The sequence below is a fragment of the Pseudomonas sp. FFPRI_1 genome, from assembly GCF_055384485.1.
Genome location: NZ_AP029168.1, coordinates 6,325,480 through 6,350,461, shown reverse-complemented (window position 1 = coordinate 6,350,461; position 24,982 = coordinate 6,325,480). Strand labels below are relative to the sequence as shown.

Sequence of the window (24,982 nt, the reverse complement as noted above, 5' to 3'; positions counted from 1 at the left end):
CTGATGCCGCAGATCATTTTTCTGCCACATGCCGTGTTTTGTCCGGACGGCCTGGTTGTAGAGGTCGAGCCCGGCGTTTCGGTACTCGACGTCGCCCATGACAACCACATCGAGATCGAGAGTGCCTGTGGTGGCGTCTGCGCCTGTACCACCTGCCACTGCATCATCCGTGAAGGCTTCGACTCGCTGAACGAGGCTGACGAGCTGGAAGAAGACTTGCTGGACAAGGCCTGGGGCCTGGAAGCGCAATCGCGCCTGTCGTGCCAGGCGATCGTCGGTGATGAAGATTTGACCGTCGAGATTCCCAAATACTCGCTCAACCATGCAGCCGAAGCGCCGCACTGATTTCAAGGAACTGGCATGAGCCTCAAGTGGGTTGATGTACTGGAAATCGCGATCCAGCTGGCTGATTCCAAGCCGGATGTGGATCCGCGTTATGTGAACTTTGTCGATCTGCACCAATGGGTTCTGGCGCTGCCGGAGTTCAGCGACGATCCGGCTCGCGGAGGCGAGAAGGTTCTTGAAGCAATTCAGGCTGCCTGGATCGACGAAACTGACTGAATCCGCGGGCTACGCAGTTAGGCAATCCCTATAAACCCGCGTATAATTCGCGGGTTTAATTTTTCGCTTTAATCACCGTTTCTGGAGTTACACCATGGCTGTTCAACGCACTTTCTCCATCATCAAGCCTGACGCTGTTGCAAAAAACGTTATCGGCAAGATCGTTTCCCGTTTCGAAGAAGCCGGCCTGCGCGTTGTAGCTTCGAAAATGAAGCAACTGTCCAAGGCTGAAGCTGAAGGCTTCTACGCTGAGCACAGCGAGCGTGGCTTCTTCGGCGAACTGGTTGCCTTCATGACTTCGGGTCCTGTTGTTGTTCAGGTTCTGGAAGGCGAAAACGCCATCGCTCGCAACCGTGAGCTGATGGGCGCTACCAACCCTAAAGAAGCTGCTGCTGGCACCATCCGTGCTGATTTCGCCGAGTCCATCGACGCCAACGCCGTTCACGGTTCGGACTCCGAAGCTGCCGCTGCTCGCGAAATCGCTTACTTCTTCGCCGCAACTGAAGTAACCGCTCGCTGAGTAAGGCTTGCGAGTGAGGGGTGAATCATGACTGCATCGATCGGCAAAACTAACCTGTTGGGTCTGACTCAACCGGAAATGGAGAAATTCTTCGACTCAATCGGGGAGAAGCGTTTCCGTGCCGGTCAGGTAATGAAATGGATTCACCACTTTGGCGTCGATGATTTCGACGCCATGACGAATGTCGGCAAGGCCTTGCGCGAGAAGCTCAAGGCTGTTGCCGAGATTCGCGGTCCGGAAGTGGTCAGCGAGGACATCTCCAGCGATGGCACCCGTAAGTGGGTGGTGCGCGTGGCGTCCGGCAGCTGCGTCGAGACCGTTTACATCCCCCAGGGCAAACGCGGCACTCTGTGCGTTTCGTCCCAGGCAGGCTGTGCCCTGGACTGCAGTTTCTGCTCCACCGGCAAGCAAGGCTTCAATAGCAACCTCACCGCCGCCGAAGTCATCGGCCAGGTGTGGATTGCCAACAAATCCTTTGGCAGCGTCCCGGCGACCGTCGACCGTGCCATCACCAACGTGGTGATGATGGGCATGGGTGAGCCGCTGCTGAACTTCGACAACGTCATCGCGGCCATGCACCTGATGATGGACGACCTGGGCTACGGCATCTCCAAGCGCCGAGTGACCCTGTCGACCTCCGGCGTGGTGCCGATGATCGATGAGCTGGCCAAGCACATCGACGTCTCCCTGGCGTTGTCCCTGCACGCCCCCAACGATGCGCTGCGCAACCAACTGGTACCGATCAACAAGAAGTACCCGTTGAAGATGCTGCTCGAGTCCTGCCAGCGCTACATGTCCTCCCTGGGCGAAAAGCGCGTGCTGACCATCGAGTACACCTTGCTCAAGGACATCAACGACAAGCTGGAACATGCGGTCGAAATGATCGAGTTGCTCAAGGACATTCCTTGCAAGATCAACCTGATCCCCTTCAACCCGTTCCCGCATTCCGGATACGAGCGCCCAAGCAACAACGCCATCCGGCGTTTCCAGGACCAACTGCATCACGCCGGTTTCAATGTCACCGTGCGCACCACTCGCGGTGAAGACATCGATGCCGCTTGTGGTCAGCTGGTAGGGCAGGTGCTGGACCGCACCCGTCGCAGCGAACGCTATATCGCGGTGCGCGAGTTGAGCGCCGACGCCGATATGCCGCAAAGCGCCGCGACCCGTACCTGAGAGAGGATCTCCATGATCTTGCGCTTCGCGCTGCTCCTGCTTGTTGCCAGCCTAGGTGCTGGCTGTGTTCTTTCGGGTGATGCCAACCCGATGAGCACCAGCAAGGGGCGTGACGAAGCGCGTGAGGCTTATGTGCAGTTGGGCCTGGGCTACCTGCAGCAGGGCATGAGCGAGCGGGCCAAGGTGCCGTTGAAAAAGGCCCTGGAACTGGCCCCGGCCGATGCCGATGCCAACGCTGCCCTGGCGCTGGTGTTCCAGGCCGAGAGGGAGCCGGCGCTGGCCGACGAGCATTTTCGCCAGGCCCTGGCGGCGCGTCCGGACAGTGCGCGGATCCTCAATAATTACGGCAGCTTCCTGTTCGAAGAAAAACGTTACAAAGAGGCCTATCAGCGTTTTGAGCAAGCCGCTGCTGATACTCTGTACCCCGAACGTTCCCGGGTCTTTGAAAGCCTCGGGATGACCGCTTCGAAGCTGGGCCAGCGTGAGCTGGCCCAGTTGCAACTGGAAAAAGCCCTGCGTCTGAATCACCAACAGCCCCGCGCGTTGCTGGAAATGGCTGAGTTGTCTTACGAAGACAGGCATTATGTGCCCGCGCGTGATTATTACGATCGTTTTAGCCTGCTCGGCGAGCAAAATGCACGTAGTCTATTGCTCGGTGTTCGCCTGGCAACGGTGTTCGAAGATCGCGACAAGGCCGCCAGTTACGGTCTGCAACTAAAACGACTTTATCCCGGTACGCCGGAATATCAGCAATACCTGTCGGAGCAATGATGAAAGCGGCGCATCCCGAAGTTCAAGCAGTGACTCGCGTAAACCCCGGAGAGACCCTGCGTCAGGCCCGCGAAAGCAATGGTTGGTCGCTGGCTGAAGTGGCCCACAAGCTCAATCTCACGGTGAGCTCCCTGAGCAACCTGGAAGCCGGCGCCTTCGACAAGCTGCCGGGGCATACCTTTTCCCGTGGCTATATCCGTGCCTATGCCAAGTTGCTGGGCATGGACCAGGCGGTATTGGTCCAGGAATTCGACCAGTACACCGGTACCGACTCCCAGGGCAGCAACGTTCACGCCCTGGGCCGTATCGAAGAGCCGGTTCGCGTCTCCCACACCATCCTGCGCATCGTCAGCTTGCTGCTGCTGGTGGCGGTGGTCGGTGGCGGCTTCATCTGGTGGCAGGATCAGTCCTCCCAGCGAGGCAAGGAACCGATGTCGCTGACTCCTGAGCACGTCGAGGTTGAGGGCGCCGACGGTACTACGCAGATTCATCCGATCGACGAGCCTGAAGACCAGGCCGTCGCCGAAGGCCAGAGTGAAGCCCAGGCCAACGCCGCTCAGGCCGAAGAGCAGGCAGCTGCCGAGGCGCCGGCCATCCCGGCGACGCCTGCTGCACCCGCTCCGGCTCCCGCTGTAGCGCCTGTGGTACCCGCGGCTCCTGCCCATGGCACTGCGATGACCGCGCCTGTGGCCGCCGCTCCGGTGGCGCCTGCGGCCCAGGTACCTGCTCCTGCGGCGAATGCTGCGGCCAACTCGGCCACCGTCGCTCCTGTAGCGGGCGCAGCCCAGGTACAGATCCAGTTCAGCGCCGATTGCTGGACCCAGGTGACTGACGGCAACGGCAAGATTCTGCTCAGCGCCCTCAAGCGCAAGGGCGAAGTCGTCGATGTCAGCGGCAAGCCACCTTTTGCCGTGCGTCTGGGCTACGCCCGTGGCGCACAAATCACGTACAACGGGCAGGCGGTGGATATCGCCCCGTTCACCAGTGGCGAGACTGCTCGCCTGAAGTTAGGTCAATAAGTCATGCACGGTGAATCTCCAATCAAGCGTCGCGAGTCCCGCAAAATCTGGGTCGGCTCGGTACCGGTCGGCGGCGATGCCCCGATCGCGGTGCAGAGCATGACCAACAGCGACACCAACGATGTGGCCGCCACCGTGGCCCAGATCAACCGCCTGGAAGCAGCCGGCGTCGACATCGTGCGGGTATCGGTGCCGGACATGGACGCCGCCGAGGCGTTCGGCCGGATCAAGCAGCAGGTCAAGGTGCCGCTGGTGGCCGACATTCACTTCGACTACAAGATCGCCCTGCGTGTGGCCGAGCTGGGTGTCGATTGCCTGCGCATCAACCCGGGCAACATCGGTCGTGAAGACCGGGTGCGTGCGGTGGTGGATGCGGCCCGTGATCGCGGGATCCCGATCCGCATCGGGGTCAACGCCGGTTCCCTGGAAAAGGACCTGCAGAAAAAATACGGCGAACCGACCCCTGCCGCACTGGTCGAGTCGGCGCTGCGTCACGTGGAGCACCTGGAGCGCCTTAATTTCAAGGACTTCAAGGTCAGCGTGAAGGCCTCGGACGTGTTCATGGCGGTCGAAGCCTACCGTTTGCTGGCCAAGGAAATCATCCAGCCCCTGCACCTGGGCATCACTGAAGCCGGCGGATTGCGTTCAGGCACGGTGAAATCCGCCGTCGGCCTCGGTATGCTGCTGGCCGAAGGGATTGGCGATACTATTCGCATCTCGTTGGCGGCCGACCCGGTCGAGGAAGTGAAGGTCGGCTACGACATTCTCAAGTCCCTGCACCTGCGTTCCCGTGGCATCAACTTCATCGCCTGCCCGAGCTGTTCGCGGCAGAATTTCGATGTGGTGAAAACCATGAACGAACTGGAAGGGCGCCTTGAAGACCTGCTGGTACCGATGGATGTCGCGGTGATCGGTTGCGTGGTCAACGGCCCGGGTGAAGCCAAAGAGGCCCACATCGGACTGACCGGCGGCACGCCGAACCTGATCTACATTGACGGCAAGCCAGCGCAGAAACTGACCAATGACAATCTGGTGGAAGAGCTCGAAAGGCTGATCCGGCAGAAGGCGGCCGAAAAGGTCGAAGCCGACGCAGCGCTGATCGCTCGCGGCTAACCGAACGTATTAAGGATTTTTTGTGAGCAAGTCTCTGCAAGCCATTCGTGGCATGAATGACATCCTGCCCGAGCAGACGCCCCTGTGGCGCTATTTCGAGGGCACCGTGGCGCGCCTGCTGGATAACTACGGTTACAAGCAGATCCGCATGCCGATCGTCGAGTTCACCGAGCTGTTCAAGCGCTCCATCGGTGAAGTGACCGACATCGTCGAAAAAGAGATGTACACCTTCGAGGACCGCAACGGCGATTCCCTGACCCTGCGTCCGGAAGGCACCGCGGCCTGCGTACGGGCAGCCCTGGAGCACGGCATCACGGGCGGTGGCCAGGTGCAGAAGCTCTGGTACATCGGCCCGATGTTCCGCCACGAGCGCCCGCAGAAGGGCCGCTATCGCCAGTTCCACCAGATCGGTTGCGAGGTGTTCAACCTCGACGGTCCCGACATCGATGCCGAACTGATCGTGCTGACCTGGCGCCTGTGGGGCGAGCTGGGCATCCGTGATGCAGTCAAGCTCGAACTCAACAGCCTGGGCACCAGTGAAGCGCGCGCGCGCTATCGCGAGGCGCTGGTGGAGTTCCTCTCCGCCCGCCTGGACCAGCTGGATGAAGACAGCCAGCGTCGTTTGAAGACCAACCCGCTGCGAGTGCTCGATACCAAGCACCCCGAAACCCAAGCCGTGCTGGTGGATGCGCCGAAGCTGGCCGACTATCTCGATGAAGAGTCCCGCGTGCACTTCGAGGGCCTGAAGGCTCGCCTGGACGCCGCGGGTATTCCGTACGTGATCAATCCCAAGCTGGTTCGCGGCCTGGACTACTACAGCAAGACGGTATTCGAGTGGGTCACCGACAAGCTCGGAGCCCAGGGCACCGTGTGTGCCGGTGGCCGTTACGACGGTCTGGTCGAGCAAATGGGCGGCAAGCCGACCCCGGGCGTTGGTTTCGCCATGGGTATCGAGCGCCTGGTCCTGCTGCTGGAAACCCTGGAGCAGGTCCCGGAAGAGATTTCCCGCCAGGTGGACGTGTACCTGTGTGCCTTCGGTGAGGCCGCCGAGCTGGCCGCATTGGCCCTCAGCGAACGTGTTCGTGATCAATTGCCGAACCTGCGCCTGCAAATCAACGCCGGCGCTGGCAGCTTCAAGAGCCAATTCAAGAAGGCCGACAAGAGCGGTGCACTGTACGCACTGATCCTCGGTGACGACGAACTGGCCCAGCAAGTGGTAGGTTTCAAACCCCTGCGTGGCCAGGGCGAACAACAAAGCATTGCCTGGGATGCGCTCGCTGCGCACCTGGCCACCTGCGTCGTGCAGGGTTGAAGCTGTCAAACAGCCGATTTAGCGAATAAGGAGTATTGGGGTGTCGAGTACCGAAGATGAACAGCTGGCGGAATTGAAAGACTGGTGGCAGCGTAACGGCAAACCCCTGGTGACTGGCGGCCTGCTGGCCCTGGTTATCGTGTTCGGCTGGCAAGCCTGGCACAAGTATCAGAACAACCAGTCGCAAGGCGCTTCGGTGCTCTATCAGCAACTGCTGGAAACTACCCTGACGCCGGATGGCAAGCCGGATGCCGCGCGTGTCGCGGACCTGGCGGGCAAGCTCAACAGCGAGTTCGGCGGCACTGCCTACGCCCAGTACGGTAGCCTGTTCGTGGCCAAGGTGGCCGTGGACACTGGCAAGCTGGACGACGCTGCGGCGCAGCTCAAAGCCGTGGCTGACAAGCCGGCAAACGCAACCTTGGGTGAAGTGGCGCGTCAGCGTCTGGCTCAGGTGCTGGCGGCGCAGAACAAGGCCGATGAAGCCCTGAAGCTGCTGGACGGCGATGCCGACAAGGCCTTCCTGGCAACCCGTGAAGAGCTCAAGGGTGATCTGCTGGTCCAGCTGGGCCGTGTGGATGAGGCCCATGCTGCATACCAAAAAGCCAAGGCGGCGCTGTCGGATGAAGCGGCGGTTGGTGGCTTACAAATCAAGCTGGACGACCTGGCCAAAGGGGATGCATGACGTGATCCGTTGGAAACATGCAGCATTGCTGGCTCTGGCCTTGTTGGCCGCGGGTTGCAGCAGCAACAGCAAGAAAGAACTGCCACCGGCTGAGCTGGTCGACTTCAAAGAGGAAGTGGTCCTGCAGAAGCAGTGGAGCCGTTCGATCGGTGACGGTCAGGGCGAAACCTACAACATGCTGGTCCCGGCCATCGATGGTGACACCATCTACGCGGCCGATGTCACCGGTGTGGTGGTTTCCATGGACCGCATGAATGGCGACGTCAAATGGAAGAAAGATCTCGAGCTGCCTGTTTCCGGCGCCGTTGGCGTGGGTTACGGGCTGGTCATGATTGGCACCCTGAAGGGCGAAGTGGTTGCCCTCGACGCCTCCAGCGGCGAAGAGAAATGGCGTGCCCGCGTCACCAGTGAAGTGCTGGCTCCGCCGGCCACCAACGGTGACGTGGTGGTGGTGCAGACTCAGGATGATCGGGTGATTGGCCTGGATGCCAGCACTGGTAACCAGCTCTGGCTCTACGACAGCACTCCGGCGGTCCTGACCCTGCGGGGCACCAGTGCACCGCTGGCGACCAATCGTCTGGCCCTGGCCGGTCTCTCCACCGGCAAGGTGGTGGCGCTGGATATCCGCAACGGCGTGCCAGTGTGGGAGCAGCGTGTAGCGATTCCGCAAGGCCGTTCCGAGCTGGATCGGGTGGTGGACATCGACGGTGGTCTGCTGCTGTCCGGTGGTACCTTGTATGTCGCCAGCTACCAGGGGCGTGTCGTGGCCCTGGACCTGGAGAGCGGTCGTCCACTGTGGCAGCGTGATGCTTCCAGCTACGCCGGTGTGGCCCAGGGTTTCGGCAGCGTCTACGTGAGCCTGTCCTCGGGCACCGTGGAAGGCGTGGACGAGCGTTCGACCACCGCCTTGTGGAGCAATGATTCCCTGGCTCGCCGTCAACTGTCGGCACCGGAAGTCTTCTCCAGCTACGTGGCCGTGGGTGACCTGGAAGGTTATCTGCACCTGCTGAGCCAGGTCGATGGTCGTTTCGTCGGTCGTGAGCGCATCGACAGCGATGGCCTGCGGGCCCGTCCGCTGGTGGTGGGTGACATGATCTACGTGTATGGCAACAGCGGCAAACTGGTCGCCCTGACCATCAAGTAAGGCTTTGACTATGCTTGGGGTTGATTCCCCAAGCGGCCTTGTCTCGACAAGGTTCGCAGCACTTCAAGGTGCTGCCCCGAGCACCAGCCGCTGCCTCGCAGCGGCTTTTGTATTTTCGCAATTAACGCAGTGGAGAGCCGCATGGTTCCCGTAATCGCCCTGGTGGGCCGACCTAACGTCGGCAAGTCCACCTTGTTCAACCGCCTGACTCGGACTCGCGACGCCATCGTCGGCGACCTGTCCGGTCTGACCCGTGATCGCCAATACGGTGAGGCCAAGTGGCAAGGGCGTACCTATATTCTCATCGACACCGGCGGTATCTCCGGTGACGAGCATGGCATGGACGAGAAGATGGCCGAGCAGTCGCTGCTGGCCATTGAAGAAGCCGATGTGGTGTTGTTCCTGGTAGACGCCAAGGCCGGCTTTACCGCAGCCGACCAGATGATCGGCGAACACCTGCGCAAACGTAACAAGACTTCCTACGTGGTGGCCAACAAGGTCGACAACATCGACCCGGACATGGCTCGCGCCGAGTTCGCCCCGCTGGGCATGGGCGACGCGATCCCGATCGCCGGTGCCCACGGTCGTGGCATCACCCAGATGCTGGAAATCGCCCTGCGCGAATTCCCCAAGGATGACGCCGACGAGCCGGAAGAAGGTGAAGAAGAGATCGTTGCCGAAGGCGAGGAAGCCAAGCGCATTCCGGGCCCGAGCGAAAAGGACGGGATCAAGATCGCCATCATCGGCCGTCCGAACGTCGGCAAGTCGACCCTGGTCAACCGCATGCTCGGTGAAGACCGGGTGATCGTCTATGACCAGCCCGGTACGACCCGCGACAGCATCTACATCCCGTTCGAGCGTAACGACGAGAAGTACACGCTGATCGACACCGCCGGTGTGCGCAAGCGCGGCAAGATCCACGAGGAAGTCGAAAAGTTCTCGGTGGTCAAGACCCTGCAGGCGATCAAGGATGCCAACGTGGTGATCTTCGTCATGGACGCCCGGGAAGGCGTGGTGGATCACGACCTGAACCTGCTGGGCTTTGCCCTGGAAGCCGGCCGGGCCCTGGTGATTGCCCTGAACAAGTGGGACGGCATGCAGCCGAGCGAGCGCGACTACGTGAAGACCGAGCTGCAACGCCGGTTATTCTTCGTCGACTTCGCCGACATCCACTTCATCTCGGCACTGCACGGTACCGGCGTGGGCAACCTCTACCAGTCGGTGCAGAACTCCTTCAAGTCGGCGGTCACCCGCTGGCCGACCAGCCGCCTGACGCAGATCCTCGAAGACGCCGTGGGCGAGCATGCGCCGCCGATGGTCAACAACCGTCGGATCAAACTACGCTACGCCCACTTGGGTGGGGCCAACCCGCCGCTGATCGTGATTCACGGCAACCAGGTGGAGAAGGTGCCCAAGTCCTATGTGCGCTACCTGGAGAACACCTACCGCCGGGTGCTGAAGCTGGTGGGTACGCCGATCCGCATCGAGTTCAAGGGCGGCGACAACCCGTACGAAGGCAACAAGAACACCCTGACCGACCGCCAGGTCAACAAGAAGCGTCGCTTGATGTCGCACCACAAGAAGGCCGACAAGAAGCGCCGCGACAAGCGCTGATCGGCTTGGGGCCGGCGTGCTGGCGAAGCGCTGGATCTGCTTCAGTGCTTTGCTGGCAAGCCAGTTCCTAGCGGGTTTGTGTGGATAAGAGGGCGCCCCCGGGCGCCCTTTTTCATGCCTGGCGTTTGGGCTATTCTCGGGGACCTCCGCGCCGCCGTAGTGCGGACTGCTCAGCAGGGAATCCTCATGATCATCAGTAAGTTGCCGAATGTCGGCACCACCATCTTCACGCAAATGTCCCAGCTCGCGGTGGAAACCGGAGCGCTCAACCTGTCCCAGGGCTTTCCTGATTTCGATGGCCCGCAAGCCCTGCGTGATGCGCTTGGCTGGCATACCGCCAATGGCCATAACCAGTACGCACCCATGACCGGTTTACCGGCACTGCGCCAGCAGGTCGCCGCGAAAATCGCCCGCAGCTATGGCGTCCAGGTTGATGCGGACGCTGAGGTGACCATCACCCCCGGTGCGACCCAGGCCATCTTCTGTGCCATCCAGGCGGTGATCCAGCGCGGTGACGAAGTCATTGTGTTCGACCCCAGTTACGACAGCTATGAGCCGTCGGTGGAGCTGGCCGGTGGGCGTTGTGTGCATGTGCCGTTGGCAGGGCAGGGCTTTGCCATCGATTGGCAGAAACTCGGTGACGCCCTGAGTCCGCGCACGCGGATGATCATCCTCAATGCCCCGCACAACCCCAGTGGAGCCCTGATCAGCCGTGCCGAGCTGGACCAGTTGGCCGCCCTGATCCGTGATCGCGACATCTACCTGGTCAGTGACGAAGTCTACGAACACCTGGTGTTCGACGGTGTGGCCCATGTCAGCCTGCTGGCCCATGAAGAGCTGTACCAGAAGGCTTTCGTGGTCAGCTCCTTTGGCAAGACCTACCACGTCACCGGGTGGAAGACCGGCTACGTGGTGGCGCCGCCCGCCCTGAGCGCGGAGCTGCGCAAGGTGCATCAATATGTCAGCTTCTGCGGAGTGACCCCTTTGCAGTACGCTCTGGCCGACTTCATGGCCGAGCACCCGGAGCATGTCGAGGAGTTGCCTGGTTTTTACCAGGCCAAGCGTGACCTGTTCTGCGACCTTTTGAGCGCTTCACGCTTCAGTTTCACCCGGGTGGCCGGCACTTACTTTCAACTGGTGGACTATTCGCGGATTCGTCCGGACCTGAATGACGTCGACATGGCGATCTGGATGACCCGTGAACATGGCGTGGCGGCAATCCCGGTGTCGGTGTTCTATCAGCACCCGCCCGAGGGACAGCGCCTGGTACGCCTGTGTTTTGCCAAGCGCGAGGAGACGTTGCGTCAGGCAGCGGAGAAACTATGCGTGATCTGAGTGCACTACCCGATCTGAATCTGGCACTGATTCAGACCACCCTGGCCTGGCACGATCGCCAGGCCAACTTCGAGCATTTCGAGCAGTTGCTGGAGCAGTCTCGTGGGGCCGATCTGATGATCCTCCCAGAAATGTTCACCACCGGGTTCTCCATGGAATCCGCGACCCTGGCAGAGCCGGAGAATGGCCCTACCAGCAAATGGCTGCGGATCCAGGCGAAGAAGTTCGATGCGGTGATCACCGGTAGCGTGATCATCCAGGCGGCGGATGGCAGCCATCGCAACCGTCTGCTGTGGGCCCGCCCCGACGGTGAAGTCTGGCACTACGACAAGCGTCATCTGTTTCGCATGGCTGGCGAACATAACCACTACACACCGGGCGAGCGCCAGGTTCAGTTCGAGCTCAAGGGCTGGCGTATTCGTCCGTTGATCTGCTACGACCTGCGTTTCCCGGTGTGGAGCCGTGACGCCCAGGACACTGACCTGTTGCTGTACACCGCCAATTGGCCAGGCGCCCGGCGCCTGCACTGGAATCGTCTGCTGCCGGCCCGGGCCATTGAAAACCTGTGCTACGTCGCGGCGGTGAATCGGGTAGGGACCGATGGCAAGGGCTTTGCCTATACCGGTGACAGCCAGGTACTGGATTTCCAGGGGGAAACCCTGCTCAGCGCCGGAGAGGCGGATGGTGTTTTCCAGGTGTGCCTGAATGCGGGAGAGTTGGCGGCTTACAGGGCTCGTTTCCCGGCCAACCTTGACGCCGATACCTTCATGTTCACTTGAGAGCGGCCGCGACCCCCTACACTTTTTTACAGTTCAGCCATATCAAGGTCTGGCGTTGAGGGCCGATAGGACAAACAGTTCAGGAGGAATATCCGATGACCACCATCAACGCCGTTGCCATCAACCCTTATCCGCTTGCCACGTCGAAAGCCGCTACCGCAGCTGCCGACGACACCGACAGCAGTCCGCTGGCGCCGGTGAGCGAGAGCAAGGACAAGGACAGCAAGGAGCTGCGCGTCAACTCAGCAGACGCCAGTATCGATGCGGTGAAGTCCGGAGGCGACCCGGTCAAGGCGCTGCAAAAGCAGATCGAGCAGACCCAGAAACTCCTCGCCCAACAACAGCAGCAATTGGCGAGTATCGAGAAGGGCCAGCAAGCCACTGATGAGCAGAAAGCCCAGCAAGTGATGGAGATGCAGGCACAGATCACCACCACCAGCACCACTTTGCAGGTGTTGCAGGCGGCCCTGTTGCAGGCGATGTTCAGCGTCGATGTACATGCTTGAAGGGCAGAGGTGAGCGGCAGGTTGCTAGCTGCAAGCCAATCGCAGCGCTTATAGCTTGAATGCAAAAAGGCCCCGAGGTGTTCACACCTCGGGGCCTTTTTTTGCACCGTTGCCGTTAGGCTGCTTTGGCTTCCTGTTCGCTCAGGGAGCGGTTCAGGGCGCTGAACAGAGCCTTGAAGCTGGCGGTGGTGATGTTTTCGTCGATGCCCACGCCGTGCACAGCACGCTCACCATTGACCCGCAGTTCGATGTAGGCCGCCGCCTTGGCGTTGGTCCCGGCGCCGATGGCGTGTTCGTTGTAGTCCATGATCTCCACCGGGATCGGCAGGCCGGCCACCAGGGCTTCCAAAGCACCGTTGCCCTTGCCGCGCCAATGCAGGTTGGTCTCGCCCTGGCCCTTGCTCGAGACTTCCACTTCCACGGCGCTGTGGCCGTTTTCTTCCTGCAGGCGATGGCTGACCAGCGCGTACGGGGTGTTGGCCTGCAAGTACTCGCTGTGGAGCAAGGCGTGAATCTGCTGGGCAGTCATCTCCAGGCCCAGGCGATCGGTTTCGCGCTGTACGACCTGGCTGAATTCGATTTGCATGCGGCGCGGCAAGCTGATGCCGTATTCCTGTTCCAGCAGGTAGGCGATACCGCCCTTGCCCGACTGGCTGTTGACGCGGATCACCGCCTCATAGCTGCGGCCGATGTCGGCCGGGTCGATCGGCAGGTACGGTACTTCCCAGAGGCCATCGGATTTCTGCTGGGCAAAGCCCTTGCGGATCGCATCCTGGTGGGAGCCGGAGAAGGCGGTGTGGACCAGGTCGCCGACATAAGGGTGACGCGGATGCACGGCAATCTGGTTGCACTCTTCCACGACTTTGCGCACACCGTCGATGTCGGAGAAATCCAGTTCCGGATTCACCCCCTGGGTGTAGAGGTTCAAGGCCACGGTGACCAGGTCGACGTTGCCGGTACGCTCGCCGTTGCCGAACAGGCAGCCTTCGACACGGTCGGCACCGGCCATCAGGCCCAGTTCGGTGGCGGCCACGCCGGTGCCACGGTCGTTGTGGGTGTGCAGGCTGATGAGCACGCTGTCACGACGGTTGATGTTGCGGCAGAACCACTCGATCTGGTCGGCGTAGATGTTCGGTGTTGCCACTTCAACGGTGGCCGGCAAGTTGAGGATCACCTTGTTGGCCGGCGTGGCGTTCCAGACTTCCACCACGGCGTCGCAGACTTCCTTGGCGAACTCCAGCTCCGTGGCGCTGAAGGTTTCTGGCGAGTACTCGAACTGCCACTGGGTTTCCGGCTGCTGGGCGGCGTATTTGACGAACAGCTTGGCCGCATTCACCGCGATCTCTTTCACACCGGCCTTGTCCTGGTTGAAGACAATGCGACGGAACGACGGGCTGGTGGCGTTGTACAGGTGCACGATGGCTTTCTTCGCCCCGCGCAGGGATTCGAAGGTACGGGCAATCAGGTCTTCACGGGCCTGGGTCAACACCTGGATGGTGGTGTCGTCCGGGATGTGGCCTTCTTCGATCAAGGTGCGCACGAAGTCGAAGTCGGTCTGTGAGGCGGCTGGGAACGAGGCCTCGATTTCTTTCACGCCCACGGCGACCAGGGTTTTCCAGAAGCGCAGCTTCTTCACCGCGTCCATTGGTTCGATCAGCGACTGGTTGCCATCACGCAAGTCCGAGCTGCACCAGATCGGCGCGCTGGTGATGGTTTTCGACGGCCAGGTCCGGTCCGGCAAGTTGATGGTCGGGAACGCGCGGTACTTGGACGAGGGGTCTTTGAGCATGGTCATGGAGAAATCCTTATTGTCCGGGCCGAAAAGAGGCGGCCTGCCGGTGTGTCAAGAGTGAGGTGTTGACGCAGGGGGATGAGGCACCGCGATTCAGCCTGGCAGTCGTGCGCTGACGAGGCAGAGGCTCCGGTGTTGACGACGCTGAATGAGGGTGTGAGAGGTTTTCATGTGCTCAACCCTAACCACTGAGGTCGGAGATGGCAAGCAGTCGAAAAAAATTGAGAGGAATACTCGAAATGGAAACCATATCGAGATTTTATGCTGGGTATTACCCGAAAGAATATCAGCGATTGCGCAGTCGTGATGGCCTGCGCAATCCCGTCAAGAGCCGGGAGGTAGCCAAGACCTACCCGGGCGACCTGTCGGTGAGGGGCTTATTGAGGGGCGGGTGCCGGCGGGTCAGGGCTGAAAGGCACCGATGAAGATCGCCGGATCGACCCGTGCATCATTCAGGCTGACGTTCCAGTGCATGTGGGGGCCGGTGGCGCGTCCGGTGGAGCCCACCTTGCCTACCACGGCGCCGCGAGCCAGGGACTGACCGACCTTCACGTCGATCTTCGACATATGGCAGAACATGCTGATGAAACCTTGGCCATGATCGACGAACACGGTGTTGCCGTTGAAGAAGTAGTTGCCGGTCAGGATCACCTTGCCTGCGGCCGGAGTCTTGATCGGGGTGCCTGCCGGCACGGCGAAGTCCAGGCCTGAATGAGGGTTGCGCTCTTCTCCATTGAAGAAGCGACGCACCCCGAACTTGCTCGACAGCGGGCCGTTCACCGGCTTGTCCAACAGCAGGTTGCTGGGCGTGTTGGCGCTGAAACTGCGATAGGCGCGCAGTTGCTCTGCCAGTTCACCGTCGATGCGCTTGAGGTCGGCCGGGTTCGGGTTGACCTGGCGCTGGTTCTTCAGGGTGATGCGCTGTTCGGGGTACTTCTTGTTGCCGACCGTGAAGCCGAGGTTGCGCGCCCCAGCGCTGATCTGCTGGGCTCCGGGCTTGACCGTCAAGGGAATGCCGACAATCGCCAGCCAGTTGTTCTGTTCTTTCACCACCAGTACCGGCTTGCCCAGGTAGCTGGCCTTGGGTGCCTGGGCGGCGCTGCCCAGATCCACGACCGCTACGCCCCCGGGCACGGGTTTGTTCAGTTGGCGGGTGATGTAGCTGTCGGCATTGGCGTTGCAGGCCAGGCACAGCAACAGCAGGGAACAGAGAAAACGTGGCATGGATCAATCCAGTAGAGAAAGGGTGACAGGCGTCAGGTGGTTGTCTTCGACCCGGACTTGCAGCTCGCCTTCGCCCAGGCGCGCGGTGAGGCGTTGACCGTTGCGGGTCTGCCCGGCCGAGCGGATGGCCTGGCCACGGTCATCCAGCAGAATGCTGTAACCCCGGCCCAGGGTGGCCAGGGGGCTGACCACGTGCAGGGTCTGCATCTGTGCCTGCAACTGCATGCGTCGGGCTTTCAAACCTTCGCCCATGGCTCGGGGCAAGCGCTCGGCGAGGCTGTCGAGGCGTTGGCGCAGCAACGCCAGCTGTCGTCCCGGATGCTGGGCGCCGAGGCGGGTTTCCAGACGGATCAGGCGTTCGCGGCGGGTGTTCAGGTTGCGCTCGAAAGCCCGGCGCAGGCGCATGTCCAGATCATCCAGGCGTTGTGCTTGCTGGCGCAGTCGCTCACCGGGATGGCGCAGGCGCCGGGCCAGGCCATCCAGGCGCAGGCGCTCGCGCATCAACCGATCACGGATGCGCATGACCAGGCGCCGATGCAGGCTGTCGACCCGGCGTTGCAGGTCGCTGGAATCCGGGGCCAGCAATTCGGCAGCGGCGGAGGGCGTAGGTGCGCGGACGTCGGCGACGAAATCACTGATGGAGACGTCGGTTTCGTGCCCGACCGCACTGACGATAGGCGTCACGCACGCATCCACGGCACGGGCCACGGCTTCTTCGTTGAAGCACCAGAGGTCCTCCAGAGAGCCGCCACCTCGGGCCAGGATCAAGGCATCGAAGCCCCGGGCATCGGCCCGTTGCAAGGCGCGGACGATCTGTGCCGTGGCCTCGCGGCCTTGTACCGCAGTGGGAATCAGGGTCAGGCAGACCTGGGGCGCCCGGCGGCGGAATACGCTGATGATGTCGCGGATCACCGCGCCGGTGGGCGAGCTGATAATGCCGATGCGTTGCGGATGGGCCGGTAACGGTACTTTGCGTTCGGCACTGAACAGCCCTTCGGCGCTGAGCTTTTCCTTCAGTGCGTCGAAGGCCAGACGCAGGGCGCCGTCACCGGCGGGCTCCACAGTGTCGAGAATCAGCTGATAGTCGCCGCGGCCCTCGAACAGCGAGACCTTGCCCCGGACCTTGACCGCCAGGCCGTCCTTCAGCGCCTGGCGGACCCGCGCGGCGTTCTGTCGGAACAGCGCACAGCGTACCTGGGCGCCGCTGTCCTTGAGGGTGAAGTACACATGGCCGGAAGCCGGGCGGGCGAGGTTGGAGATCTCGCCTTCGACCCAGATATTGCTGAACACGTCCTCGAGCAGCACCCGGGCGCGGCCGTTGAGCTGGGTGACGGTGAGGACCTCGCGATCCAGGCCGAGTCGTGCAAAGGGATCTTTAATCATGGGGCGCAGTTTAAAGGCCTGTCTCTGAATGGAACAACGCAAATTGGTAAAAGCTTGTGGCCGCCGCCCTCGTCGCTGGCTCGGGTGAAATGGCTCTGTGAGGCCAAGAGCGTGCACGCCCGGTACCAGGTTCCTGAGCTGTTGCGCTGGCTACAGGGCATTGCAGAAATGCTCGACGAACTGTGCCACCAGCGGCGTCGGGTCCTGCCGGCAGGCAAGCGCCACAGTGCTCTGGCAATCACCGTCGGCCAGGGGCAGGAAGCGGATGCTGGGCGGAGCGATGTCCTGCATCGACTCGGGCAGCAGAGCGATACCGAAGCCGGCCTGGATCAACTGCAATTGGGTGGTCTTGCGCGACATCACCCGTGCGGCCTTGGGAAAGAATCCCTGGCGCATGCACAGCTCCGCAGACAGGTAGCTCAAGCCGCCCCGTTGTGGGTGCGGGATCGAGATAAAGGCTTCTTCCCTGAGCCGGGACAGGTCGACCCCCCCGGGCGGTGGGTCCAGTGCCAGTGGATGTTTCGGTGGCACTGCCAGCAGCAGGGGTTCGTTGAACAGCGGCACGATCTGTACCCCTTCTCGTTGGCGCAGAACCGGCAGGCGCAGCAGGCCGACATCCAGACGGCCCTCGGCAAGGTCGGCCAATTGCGCCTCGGAAGAAAGCTTGGCGATGTCCATCGAGGCCCCGGGGCAGCGCTGCAGGTATTCGCTGATGCCGCTGAGCAGGCGGCCGCTCATGGGCACGGTGCTGGAGTGGCTGAGGCGCAAGGTGCCCAGTTGCCCCTGGCCGACCTGGGTCGCCTGCTCACTGGCCTTGTGCAACTCGTTCAGCAGGTTGCGCGCCTTGGGGAAAAACGCCTCACCGGCAGCAGTCAACCGGGGCAGGCGCGCGGTGCGCTCGAACAGTGGGGTTTGCAGTTGGCTTTCCAGTTCCTTGATCTGCCGGCTGAGGGCTGACTGGGCGACGAACAAGCGTTCTGCGGCTGCACTGAAACTGCCGCACTCGGCGATCTCCACGAAGTAGCGCAGTTGGCGGGTCGAAATCACTAGGTATGCCTTTTTGAGATGAGTTGACGGCTTTGACGATATTAGTCGCAAGGCTCGCGGCTGGCTAAAGTCATCGCGTATTGGATCGAGGATGTCGCGCTGATGAGTGTGTTTATCGAAGGCTTGAACCAGTGGTCTTTCGGAGCCGGCGCTTGGCTGGCAATCGGCCTGGGCATCGTGTTGGCCTATATCGTGTTTGGCATTGCCGGTTTCGGCACGGCACTGGTGGCCGGGCCTGTCCTGATTCTGTTCATGCCGTTGTCGAAGATAGTGCCACTGCTGGTATTGCTGGATTTCGTCGCCGCTTTCGGCAACCTGCTGCCGTCGCGCAAGGACGTGGCCAAGCCCGAGCTGTTGCGCTTGCTGCCGTGCATGGCGCTGGGTTGTACCTTGGGGGTGATCTTTCTGCTCAACCTCAAGTCCGACCTGTTGTTGCTGTTAATGGGGCTGTTCATCAGCGCTTACGCCGTTTACAGCTTGTGGGTTAAGGCGCGTCCCACCCGCTTGGCAGTGGGGTGGTCGGTGCCCATGGGGATTGTCGGCGGGATGTTTGGCGCCTTGTTCGGCAGTGGCGGCTTTCTATATGCCATTTACCTGAACAGCCGTTTGCCCAAGGACCCGGCGCGAGCCACCCAGAGTGCCTTGATCAGTTGCAGCACCGTGGTGCGCCTGAGCTTGTTCGCCCTGGCTGGGGTTTATGCCGAGCTACCGCTGTTGCTGTTGGCGGTGTGCCTGTTGCCGGCGATGGCGCTGGGGTTGTGGGTGGGGCGGCGCTTGACCATGAGGCTGTCTCGGGAAGCTTTCGTGCGCCTGGTGACCTGGTTGGTGCTGGCCAGTGGTGTTGCCTTGATCGGGCGCTACCTGAGCACTTGACCTGTGAGGTTCAGGGATTAAGCTGCGGGCCTTTTAAATCCATTCGCCGGCAAGCCGGCTCCTACAATTGACTGTAGGCGCCCGCTTGCCGGCGAAAGCGTTCGTACTGTCCCCACAGGTTTCAGGCCTATCCATGAATTCGCAAAGCATCCTCGTCCCGAAAATTTCCACCTTGCCGGTGCACGAGCCCCGGGCTCGGGCCATTGTGCGTTGGCTGGTGCGCAAGAACATCGTCGAGGAAACCCTGAGCACCTGCGGACGTACCGGCAATCGCATGGGGCATGCCATTGCCGCCGGTGCCCGGGACGTGGTGCTGCGCCCGGAGGCGCTGCCTTTTGGCGAGCCGATCAATGGCCTGGAGATCATCACCAAGCGCTGCATCTATACCCCGGCCAAAGGCTTTCTTGAAGAGGCCGGTTGCGCCGAGTGCCGCCAGGAAGTGGGCGAAGCGCTGTTCGAGAGCCTGGAAGACTGGATGCCAGGACGTACCGACAACTTCACCTGTCCCGAATGCGGTCATGAAGACGACATCAATGGGTTTCTGTTCCTGCAGGCGTGTGGTTTTTCCAACTTGGGGTTCATCTTCAACAACTGGGCTGAGGCGGGCTTCAAGCAGAGCTTTATCGATGAGTTCGCCGACTGGCTGGATCAGCCGGTGAGTTGGGTCAAGGTCGAACTCTAGGAGCTGGTGTGTCGGCGAAAGCCCCCGAGCAGTGGCCTCAGGCGCGCATTTCGCTGGCAAGTGGACTGCTATAGATAGCAGTGAGATATCCATCTATCACTCAAGCGCGATTAGGCAGAGTTTTACATTGAGCCCGGGTAGGTGTCTGAGTATAATGGCGCGCTTCCATTTTCCCGCCCGGGAGCCCCCGCGATGCTGCGTATCAGCCAAGAAGCCCTCACCTTCGACGACATTCTCCTAGTGCCCGGTTATTCCGAAGTACTGCCCAATGAAGTCAGTCTAAAGACCCGTTTGACCCGTGGCATCGAGCTGAATATTCCACTGGTTTCCGCCGCCATGGACACCGTCACTGAAGCCCGTCTGGCCATTGCCATGGCTCAGGAAGGCGGCATCGGCATCATCCACAAGAACATGACCATCGAGCAGCAGGCTGCCGAAGTGCGCAAGGTCAAGCGTTTCGAAGCCGGTGTGGTCAAAGACCCCATCACCATCGAAGCCGACGCCACCGTGCGTGACCTGCTGGAACTGACCAGCATGCACAACATTTCCGGTGTGCCAGTACTGCACAACGGCGATCTGGTGGGCATCGTGACTTCCCGCGACGTGCGTTTCGAAAGCCGCCTGGAAGTCAGCGTCCGCGAAGTGATGACGCCTAAAGAGCGTCTGGTCACGGTCAAGGAAGGCGCCGACAAGACCGCCGTCCGCGAGTTGCTGCACAAGCACCGCATCGAGCGCGTACTGATCGTCGACGACGCCTTCGCCCTCAAGGGCATGATGACCGTCAACGACATCGAAAAAGCCAAGGCCTACCCACTGGCCAGCAAGGACGACCAGGGTCGCCTGCGCGTCGGCGCTGCTGTTGGTACTGGCAAGGACACGGGCGATCGTGTTGCTGCACTGGTCAATGCCGGTGTCGACGTGGTGGTGGTGGACACTGCCCACGGTCACTCCAAAGGCGTGATCGACCGCGTTCGCTGGGTCAAGGAGAACTTCCCTGAAGTGCAGGTGATCGGCGGCAACATCGCCACCGGCGCTGCTGCCAAGGCCCTGGCTGAAGCCGGCGCCGACGCCGTCAAGGTCGGTATCGGCCCAGGCTCGATCTGCACCACCCGTATCGTTGCCGGTGTTGGCGTGCCGCAAATCAGCGCCATCGCCAATGTTGCAGCGGCGCTGGTCGGTACTGGCGTGCCGCTGATCGCCGACGGCGGCATCCGCTTCTCCGGTGACCTGTCCAAGGCCATCGTCGCCGGTGCTTCCTGCGTGATGATGGGCTCGATGTTCGCCGGTACCGAAGAGGCTCCGGGCGAGATCGAACTGTTCCAGGGCCGTTCCTACAAGGCTTACCGTGGCATGGGTTCCCTGGGCGCCATGTCCCAGGCCCAGGGCTCTTCCGACCGCTACTTCCAGGACTCCTCCGCGGGTGCCGAGAAGCTGGTGCCGGAAGGTATCGAAGGTCGTGTGCCGTACAAGGGCACCCTGACCGCGATCATCCACCAACTGATGGGTGGCCTGCGTTCTTCCATGGGCTACACCGGTAGCGCCAACATCGAAGAAATGCGCACCAAGCCGGAGTTTGTCCGCATCACCGGCGCCGGCATGGCTGAATCCCACGTCCATGACGTGCAGATCACCAAGGAAGCGCCAAACTATCGCGTAGGTTGATAGTGATCGCCTCCAGGCCCAGGCCCGGAGGCGATTGACGAATTTAGTAACCGGGGCTGTGTTTTTCAGCCCCGTGTCGTTTCTGAAATTAGACGAGACTGACCATGGCCCTCGACATTCACGCTCACCGTATCCTGATCCTCGACTTCGGTTCCCAGTACACCCAGCTGATCGCCCGCCGCGTGCGCGAGATCGGCGTGTACTGCGAACTGCATCCGTTCGACATGGACGACGAAGCGATCCGCGAATTCGCTCCCAAAGGCGTCATCCTCGCCGGCGGCCCCGAGTCCGTGCACGAAGCCAACAGCCCTCGCTGCCCGCAAGCGGTGTTCGACCTGGGCGTTCCGGTCTTCGGCATCTGCTACGGCATGCAGACCATGGCCGAGCAACTGGGTGGCAAGGTTGAAGGTTCCGAGCTGCGTGAATTCGGTTATGCCCGGGTTGATGTGGTCGGCAAGAGCCGCCTGCTGGACGGCATCGAGGATCACGTCGACGCCGACGGCCTGTTCGGCCTCGACGTATGGATGAGCCACGGTGACAAGGTCACCAAGATGCCGGAAGACTTCCACATCCTGGCCAGCACCCCGAGCTGCCCGATTGCCGGCATGTTCAACGACGACCTGCGCTACTACGGCGTGCAGTTCCACCCGGAAGTGACCCACACCAAGCAGGGCGGCCGCATCCTGTCGCGCTTCATCCTCGACATCTGCGGCTGTGAAGCACTGTGGACGCCGTCGAAGATCGCCGAAGACGCGATTGCCCAGATCCGTGCCCAGGTCGGCACCGACAACGTCCTGCTGGGCCTGTCCGGCGGCGTTGACTCCTCGGTGGTCGCGGCCCTGCTGCACAAGGCCATCGGCGACCAACTGACCTGCGTCTTCGTCGACAACGGCCTGCTGCGCCTGCACGAAGGCGAGCAAGTGATGGCCATGTTCGCCGAGAACATGGGCGTCAAGGTGATCCGCGCCAACGCCGAGGAGCAGTTCCTGGGTAACCTGGCCGGCGAAGCCGACCCGGAGAAGAAGCGCAAGATCATCGGCCGCACCTTCATCGACGTGTTCGATGCCGAATCCTGCAAGCTGGAAAACATCAAGTACCTGGCCCAGGGCACCATCTACCCGGACGTGATCGAGTCGGCTGGCGCGAAAAGCGGCAAGGCCCACGTGATCAAGTCGCACCACAACGTGGGCGGCCTGCCGGAAGAAATGAACCTCAAGCTGGTTGAGCCGCTGCGCGAGCTGTTCAAGGACGAAGTCCGTCGTCTGGGCCTGGAACTGGGCCTGCCGTACGACATGGTCTACCGTCACCCGTTCCCGGGCCCGGGCCTGGGCGTGCGTATCCTCGGTGAAGTGAAGAAGGAATACGCCGACCTGCTGCGTCGCGCCGACCACATCTTCATCGAAGAACTGCGCAAGGCCGACTGGTACCACAAGGTCAGCCAGGCCTTCGTGGTGTTCCAGCCGGTGAAATCCGTCGGCGTGGTGGGCGACGGCCGTCGTTACGCCTGGGTCGTGGCCCTGCGTGCCGTGGAAACCATCGACTTCATGACCGCCCGTTGGGCGCACCTGCCCTACGAGCTGCTGGAAACCGTCAGCGGCCGCATCATCAACGAGATCGAAGGCATCTCCCGCGTCACCTACGACGTGTCGAGCAAGCCGCCGGCGACCATCGAGTGGGAATGATTCGCGCAGCCTTACGTTTGTGAAGCTGTGGTGAAACGGACGGGCGTTTTCTAGTCCGTTAAGAAGGCCTCTGATCGCAAGATCAGGGGCCTTTTTGTTAAAGAAAGCCGGCGGCCCTATGAGGCGGTCATCGAATAGGGAGGTTGAGATGAGTGTGTTTGGCAAGTTGCTGCGAACCTTTGGGTTGGCGGCAGAAACGCCGGAACTGCCGAGCGTGAAGACACCGCCATTGTCGCGTTTTGATCGCTTTGCCGCGGACAATCGCGAGGCTTTTGCGCTGATCGGTGCCTTGCCGGAGCAGGAGCTTGTGGCTGAAGAGAGGCGTCTTGCTGGCGAGGTGACGGAGATTCTGCTGTCGCTCAAGCCGCTTATCGTGGAGGGGGTGTCGCGTCTGGAGATTCAGGAACATGTGCTCCAGCAACTCGATAGCCGTCAGTTGCTGCCTGCGCTGGTGGGCTATAAGGGATACCCCGCGGCCGTTCCTGTTTCGGTGAATGCAGAGCTGATCAGTTGCCTGCCCTCGGAGAAGCTCTTGCCGGCCAGTGCGTTGGTCAAGGTCGAGGTCATGGTGTCATCCCGCAAGGGCTATGGTGCGCAGTCCTGGACCTTTGCCACGCCGGGTGCCAATGAGCAACAACGGCGTTTGCTGAGCGCTGCCAAGAGTGCTCTGGAGCAGGGCTTGCGACAGGTACGCGGTGGTGAGTCGCTGGGGGCCATCGGCAGTGCGATCCAGGAGGTATTGGATGCCCAGGGATTCAGTGCAGTGGTTGAATACTGCGGTCATGGTATGGGCAGGCAGCGGATCCAGGCGCCTCAGGTATTGGGTTACCGCGTTGAGGGGCATTGCGAACCCATGGTGGCCGGCCAGGTATTGAATGTTCAAGTGTTGGCCAAGGCCGGAACCCCACAGGTCCGGGTGATGCCCAATGGCTGGAATGTGGTCGCTCACGATCGGTGCGACGGGGTGGTGGTCAGTGCCATGGTCCGAGTGACGGAGGAGGGAGCGGAGCGTCTCAGCCGATTTGTCGATTGATGTCTCTGCGTGGCAATACAAATGGCGATCGCACCTGGGGTGGATCGCCATTTGTATGTCCAGGTATTGGAAACCCCGGCTTTTTCGCGCTCAGGCAATACCGGGAAAGACATTGCCCCGTTTAGCCTCGGGGGCGCCGTGTACCCTTCGTTTGCATCTCAGTGTTTTGTCCTTGCAGCGCAATATCTGCTGAGCGGCGTTGATCGGATTGTTCTTGGTTGTCGATTGACAACCTTGTTTGGCTGGTGATACTGGAGGCTATGGATGGCTCGTGCAATTCATCCCAAGAAGGACATTGAAATGGCCCTGCGCTACGCCGAATGGCAGGGCTGGCGCATCGAGGTTGGCGGTGGTCATGCCTGGGGCCGGATCTACTGCCCGTACAACAACGAAGTGTGCCGCTGTGGCGAGTTCTGCATCACCAGTGTCTGGCGCACGCCGAAGAATTCGACCCAGCACGCCCGGGCGCTATGTCGGGTGATCGACAACTGCACCCTGAACCAGCTGCGTGGGGCCAAGGCGCCGGCAGCCCGCAAGGAGTAAGCACCATGGAATACCTGTTCACCCTCAACTACCTGCTGCCGCTGGAGGGCTGTGATCCGCTGCAACTGGTGGAGCGCCTCGGTGCGGCGGGGTGCACCGACGCCCTGGTGGGCACCGGCCTGGCCGGGCGCCTGGCCCTGGAGTTCAGCCGCGAAGCCGAGAGCGCCGAGGCGGCGCTGCTCAGTGCCCTGGCGGATATCAAGCGGATCATCCCCGAAGCGCGGCTGGTGGAGGCCAGCCCGGATGTCGTCGGCCTCAGCGAGATTGCCGAAATAGTCGGCGTGTCGCGGCAGAACATGCGCAAGCTGATGCTCGCCCACACCGAGAGCTTTCCCCTGGCGATCCATGAGGGCAGTACCTCGCTGTGGCATCTGGCGGAGGTTCTGAGCTGGCTGGACAGCAAGGGCGGCTACGCCCTCAAGCACCCGGTGATCGAGGTGGCGCGGGTGGCACAGCAGGTGAACACCGCCAAGGAGTCGAAGCGCATCGGCCCCTTGAGCGGCGAACTGGTGGCCCTGTTGGGCTGACG

The 24,982-nt window shown here is 61.4% G+C and carries 25 protein-coding genes; 21 read left to right on the top strand and 4 right to left on the bottom strand.

Features of this window, described 5'->3' with window-relative positions; all coding sequences use genetic code 11:
* The first annotated feature begins 3 nt into the window (after window positions 1-3).
* From fdx to ACZ5BO_RS28245, 14 genes are all read left to right on the top strand, one after another.
* Complete coding sequence (gene fdx / locus ACZ5BO_RS28310; protein ID WP_025129554.1) at window positions 4-345, top strand: ISC system 2Fe-2S type ferredoxin; 342 nt, start codon at window positions 4-6, stop codon at window positions 343-345.
* A gap of 15 nt (window positions 346-360) precedes the next feature.
* Window positions 361-561, top strand: a complete 201-nt coding sequence (iscX, locus tag ACZ5BO_RS28305) for a Fe-S cluster assembly protein IscX (protein WP_025129555.1) — start codon at window positions 361-363, stop codon at window positions 559-561.
* 94 nt (window positions 562-655) lie between these two features.
* The gene (gene ndk / locus ACZ5BO_RS28300) at window positions 656-1,081 is read left to right on the top strand and encodes a nucleoside-diphosphate kinase (RefSeq protein ID WP_025129556.1); all 426 of its coding nucleotides are present in this window, start codon (window positions 656-658) and stop codon (window positions 1,079-1,081) included.
* Between the two features lie 27 nt (window positions 1,082-1,108).
* Window positions 1,109-2,257: a dual-specificity RNA methyltransferase RlmN gene (rlmN, locus tag ACZ5BO_RS28295; protein WP_025129557.1), complete on the top strand. Its 1,149-nt coding sequence runs from the start codon at window positions 1,109-1,111 to the stop codon at window positions 2,255-2,257.
* Window positions 2,258-2,269: 12 nt separating this feature from the next.
* Window positions 2,270-3,028 (top strand): type IV pilus biogenesis/stability protein PilW, encoded by a 759-nt coding sequence (pilW, locus tag ACZ5BO_RS28290; RefSeq protein ID WP_025129558.1) that lies wholly within the window; start codon window positions 2,270-2,272, stop codon window positions 3,026-3,028.
* Window positions 3,028-4,047, top strand: coding sequence for a RodZ domain-containing protein (locus ACZ5BO_RS28285; RefSeq protein ID WP_464697109.1), 1,020 nt, complete (start codon window positions 3,028-3,030; stop codon window positions 4,045-4,047). The genes pilW and ACZ5BO_RS28285 overlap by 1 nt, the downstream gene beginning before the upstream one ends.
* 3 nt (window positions 4,048-4,050) lie before the next feature.
* Window positions 4,051-5,160 carry a flavodoxin-dependent (E)-4-hydroxy-3-methylbut-2-enyl-diphosphate synthase gene (gene ispG / locus ACZ5BO_RS28280; RefSeq protein WP_025129560.1) on the top strand — a complete coding sequence of 370 codons (1,110 nt, stop codon included), beginning with the start codon at window positions 4,051-4,053 and terminating at the stop codon, window positions 5,158-5,160.
* Between the two features lie 22 nt (window positions 5,161-5,182).
* Window positions 5,183-6,472: a histidine--tRNA ligase gene (hisS, locus tag ACZ5BO_RS28275; RefSeq protein ID WP_025129561.1), complete on the top strand. Its 1,290-nt coding sequence runs from the start codon at window positions 5,183-5,185 to the stop codon at window positions 6,470-6,472.
* 40 nt (window positions 6,473-6,512) lie between these two features.
* Window positions 6,513-7,154, top strand: coding sequence for a tetratricopeptide repeat protein (locus tag ACZ5BO_RS28270; RefSeq protein ID WP_025129562.1), 642 nt, complete (start codon window positions 6,513-6,515; stop codon window positions 7,152-7,154).
* Window positions 7,147-8,298 (top strand): outer membrane protein assembly factor BamB, encoded by a 1,152-nt coding sequence (gene bamB, locus ACZ5BO_RS28265; RefSeq protein WP_025129563.1) that lies wholly within the window; start codon window positions 7,147-7,149, stop codon window positions 8,296-8,298. Before ACZ5BO_RS28270 ends, bamB begins: the two co-directional genes overlap by 8 nt.
* Window positions 8,299-8,439: 141 nt before the next feature.
* Window positions 8,440-9,912, top strand: a complete 1,473-nt coding sequence (gene der, locus ACZ5BO_RS28260; protein ID WP_025129564.1) for a ribosome biogenesis GTPase Der — start codon at window positions 8,440-8,442, stop codon at window positions 9,910-9,912.
* A 186-nt stretch (window positions 9,913-10,098) separates the two neighbouring features.
* On the top strand, window positions 10,099-11,247 hold the full coding sequence (locus ACZ5BO_RS28255; protein WP_025129565.1) for a pyridoxal phosphate-dependent aminotransferase: 1,149 nt from the start codon (window positions 10,099-10,101) through the stop codon (window positions 11,245-11,247).
* Window positions 11,235-12,026 (top strand): amidohydrolase, encoded by a 792-nt coding sequence (locus ACZ5BO_RS28250; RefSeq protein WP_029978492.1) that lies wholly within the window; start codon window positions 11,235-11,237, stop codon window positions 12,024-12,026. The genes ACZ5BO_RS28255 and ACZ5BO_RS28250 overlap by 13 nt, the downstream gene beginning before the upstream one ends.
* A gap of 95 nt (window positions 12,027-12,121) precedes the next feature.
* A complete protein-coding gene (locus ACZ5BO_RS28245; RefSeq protein ID WP_464697108.1) occupies window positions 12,122-12,532 on the top strand; it encodes a hypothetical protein in 411 nt (136 codons plus the stop codon).
* A gap of 115 nt (window positions 12,533-12,647) precedes the next feature.
* Here ACZ5BO_RS28245 and leuA read toward each other — a convergent pair whose 3' ends face one another.
* The 4 genes from leuA to ACZ5BO_RS28225 all read right to left on the bottom strand — a co-directional run bounded on the left by leuA (window position 12,648) and on the right by ACZ5BO_RS28225 (window position 17,978).
* Entirely contained in the window at window positions 12,648-14,327 is a 1,680-nt protein-coding gene (leuA, locus tag ACZ5BO_RS28240; protein ID WP_025129567.1) for a 2-isopropylmalate synthase, read from the bottom strand.
* 399 nt (window positions 14,328-14,726) lie between these two features.
* The gene (locus ACZ5BO_RS28235; protein WP_025129568.1) at window positions 14,727-15,548 is read right to left on the bottom strand and encodes a M23 family metallopeptidase; all 822 of its coding nucleotides are present in this window, start codon (window positions 15,546-15,548) and stop codon (window positions 14,727-14,729) included.
* Window positions 15,549-15,551: 3 nt separating this feature from the next.
* Window positions 15,552-16,931, bottom strand: a complete 1,380-nt coding sequence (gene xseA / locus ACZ5BO_RS28230) for an exodeoxyribonuclease VII large subunit (protein WP_464697107.1) — start codon at window positions 16,929-16,931, stop codon at window positions 15,552-15,554.
* A gap of 150 nt (window positions 16,932-17,081) precedes the next feature.
* Entirely contained in the window at window positions 17,082-17,978 is an 897-nt protein-coding gene (locus tag ACZ5BO_RS28225; protein WP_464697106.1) for a LysR family transcriptional regulator, read from the bottom strand.
* Between the two features lie 102 nt (window positions 17,979-18,080).
* Here ACZ5BO_RS28225 and ACZ5BO_RS28220 point away from each other — a divergent pair, with 102 nt between their 5' ends.
* The 7 genes from ACZ5BO_RS28220 to ACZ5BO_RS28190 all read left to right on the top strand — a co-directional run bounded on the left by ACZ5BO_RS28220 (window position 18,081) and on the right by ACZ5BO_RS28190 (window position 24,980).
* Window positions 18,081-18,851, top strand: coding sequence for a sulfite exporter TauE/SafE family protein (locus tag ACZ5BO_RS28220; RefSeq protein ID WP_025129571.1), 771 nt, complete (start codon window positions 18,081-18,083; stop codon window positions 18,849-18,851).
* 133 nt (window positions 18,852-18,984) lie between these two features.
* Window positions 18,985-19,533, top strand: coding sequence for a hypothetical protein (locus ACZ5BO_RS28215; protein ID WP_025129572.1), 549 nt, complete (start codon window positions 18,985-18,987; stop codon window positions 19,531-19,533).
* 192 nt (window positions 19,534-19,725) lie between these two features.
* On the top strand, window positions 19,726-21,195 hold the full coding sequence (gene guaB, locus ACZ5BO_RS28210; RefSeq protein WP_025129573.1) for an IMP dehydrogenase: 1,470 nt from the start codon (window positions 19,726-19,728) through the stop codon (window positions 21,193-21,195).
* A gap of 104 nt (window positions 21,196-21,299) precedes the next feature.
* The gene (guaA, locus tag ACZ5BO_RS28205; protein ID WP_025129574.1) at window positions 21,300-22,877 is read left to right on the top strand and encodes a glutamine-hydrolyzing GMP synthase; all 1,578 of its coding nucleotides are present in this window, start codon (window positions 21,300-21,302) and stop codon (window positions 22,875-22,877) included.
* Between the two features lie 148 nt (window positions 22,878-23,025).
* A complete protein-coding gene (locus ACZ5BO_RS28200) occupies window positions 23,026-23,910 on the top strand; it encodes a M24 family metallopeptidase (protein WP_464697104.1) in 885 nt (294 codons plus the stop codon).
* A gap of 264 nt (window positions 23,911-24,174) precedes the next feature.
* Window positions 24,175-24,453, top strand: a complete 279-nt coding sequence (locus tag ACZ5BO_RS28195; protein ID WP_025129576.1) for a hypothetical protein — start codon at window positions 24,175-24,177, stop codon at window positions 24,451-24,453.
* Between the two features lie 5 nt (window positions 24,454-24,458).
* On the top strand, window positions 24,459-24,980 hold the full coding sequence (locus ACZ5BO_RS28190; RefSeq protein WP_025129577.1) for a helix-turn-helix transcriptional regulator: 522 nt from the start codon (window positions 24,459-24,461) through the stop codon (window positions 24,978-24,980).
* The last annotated feature ends 2 nt before the right edge of the window (window positions 24,981-24,982 follow it).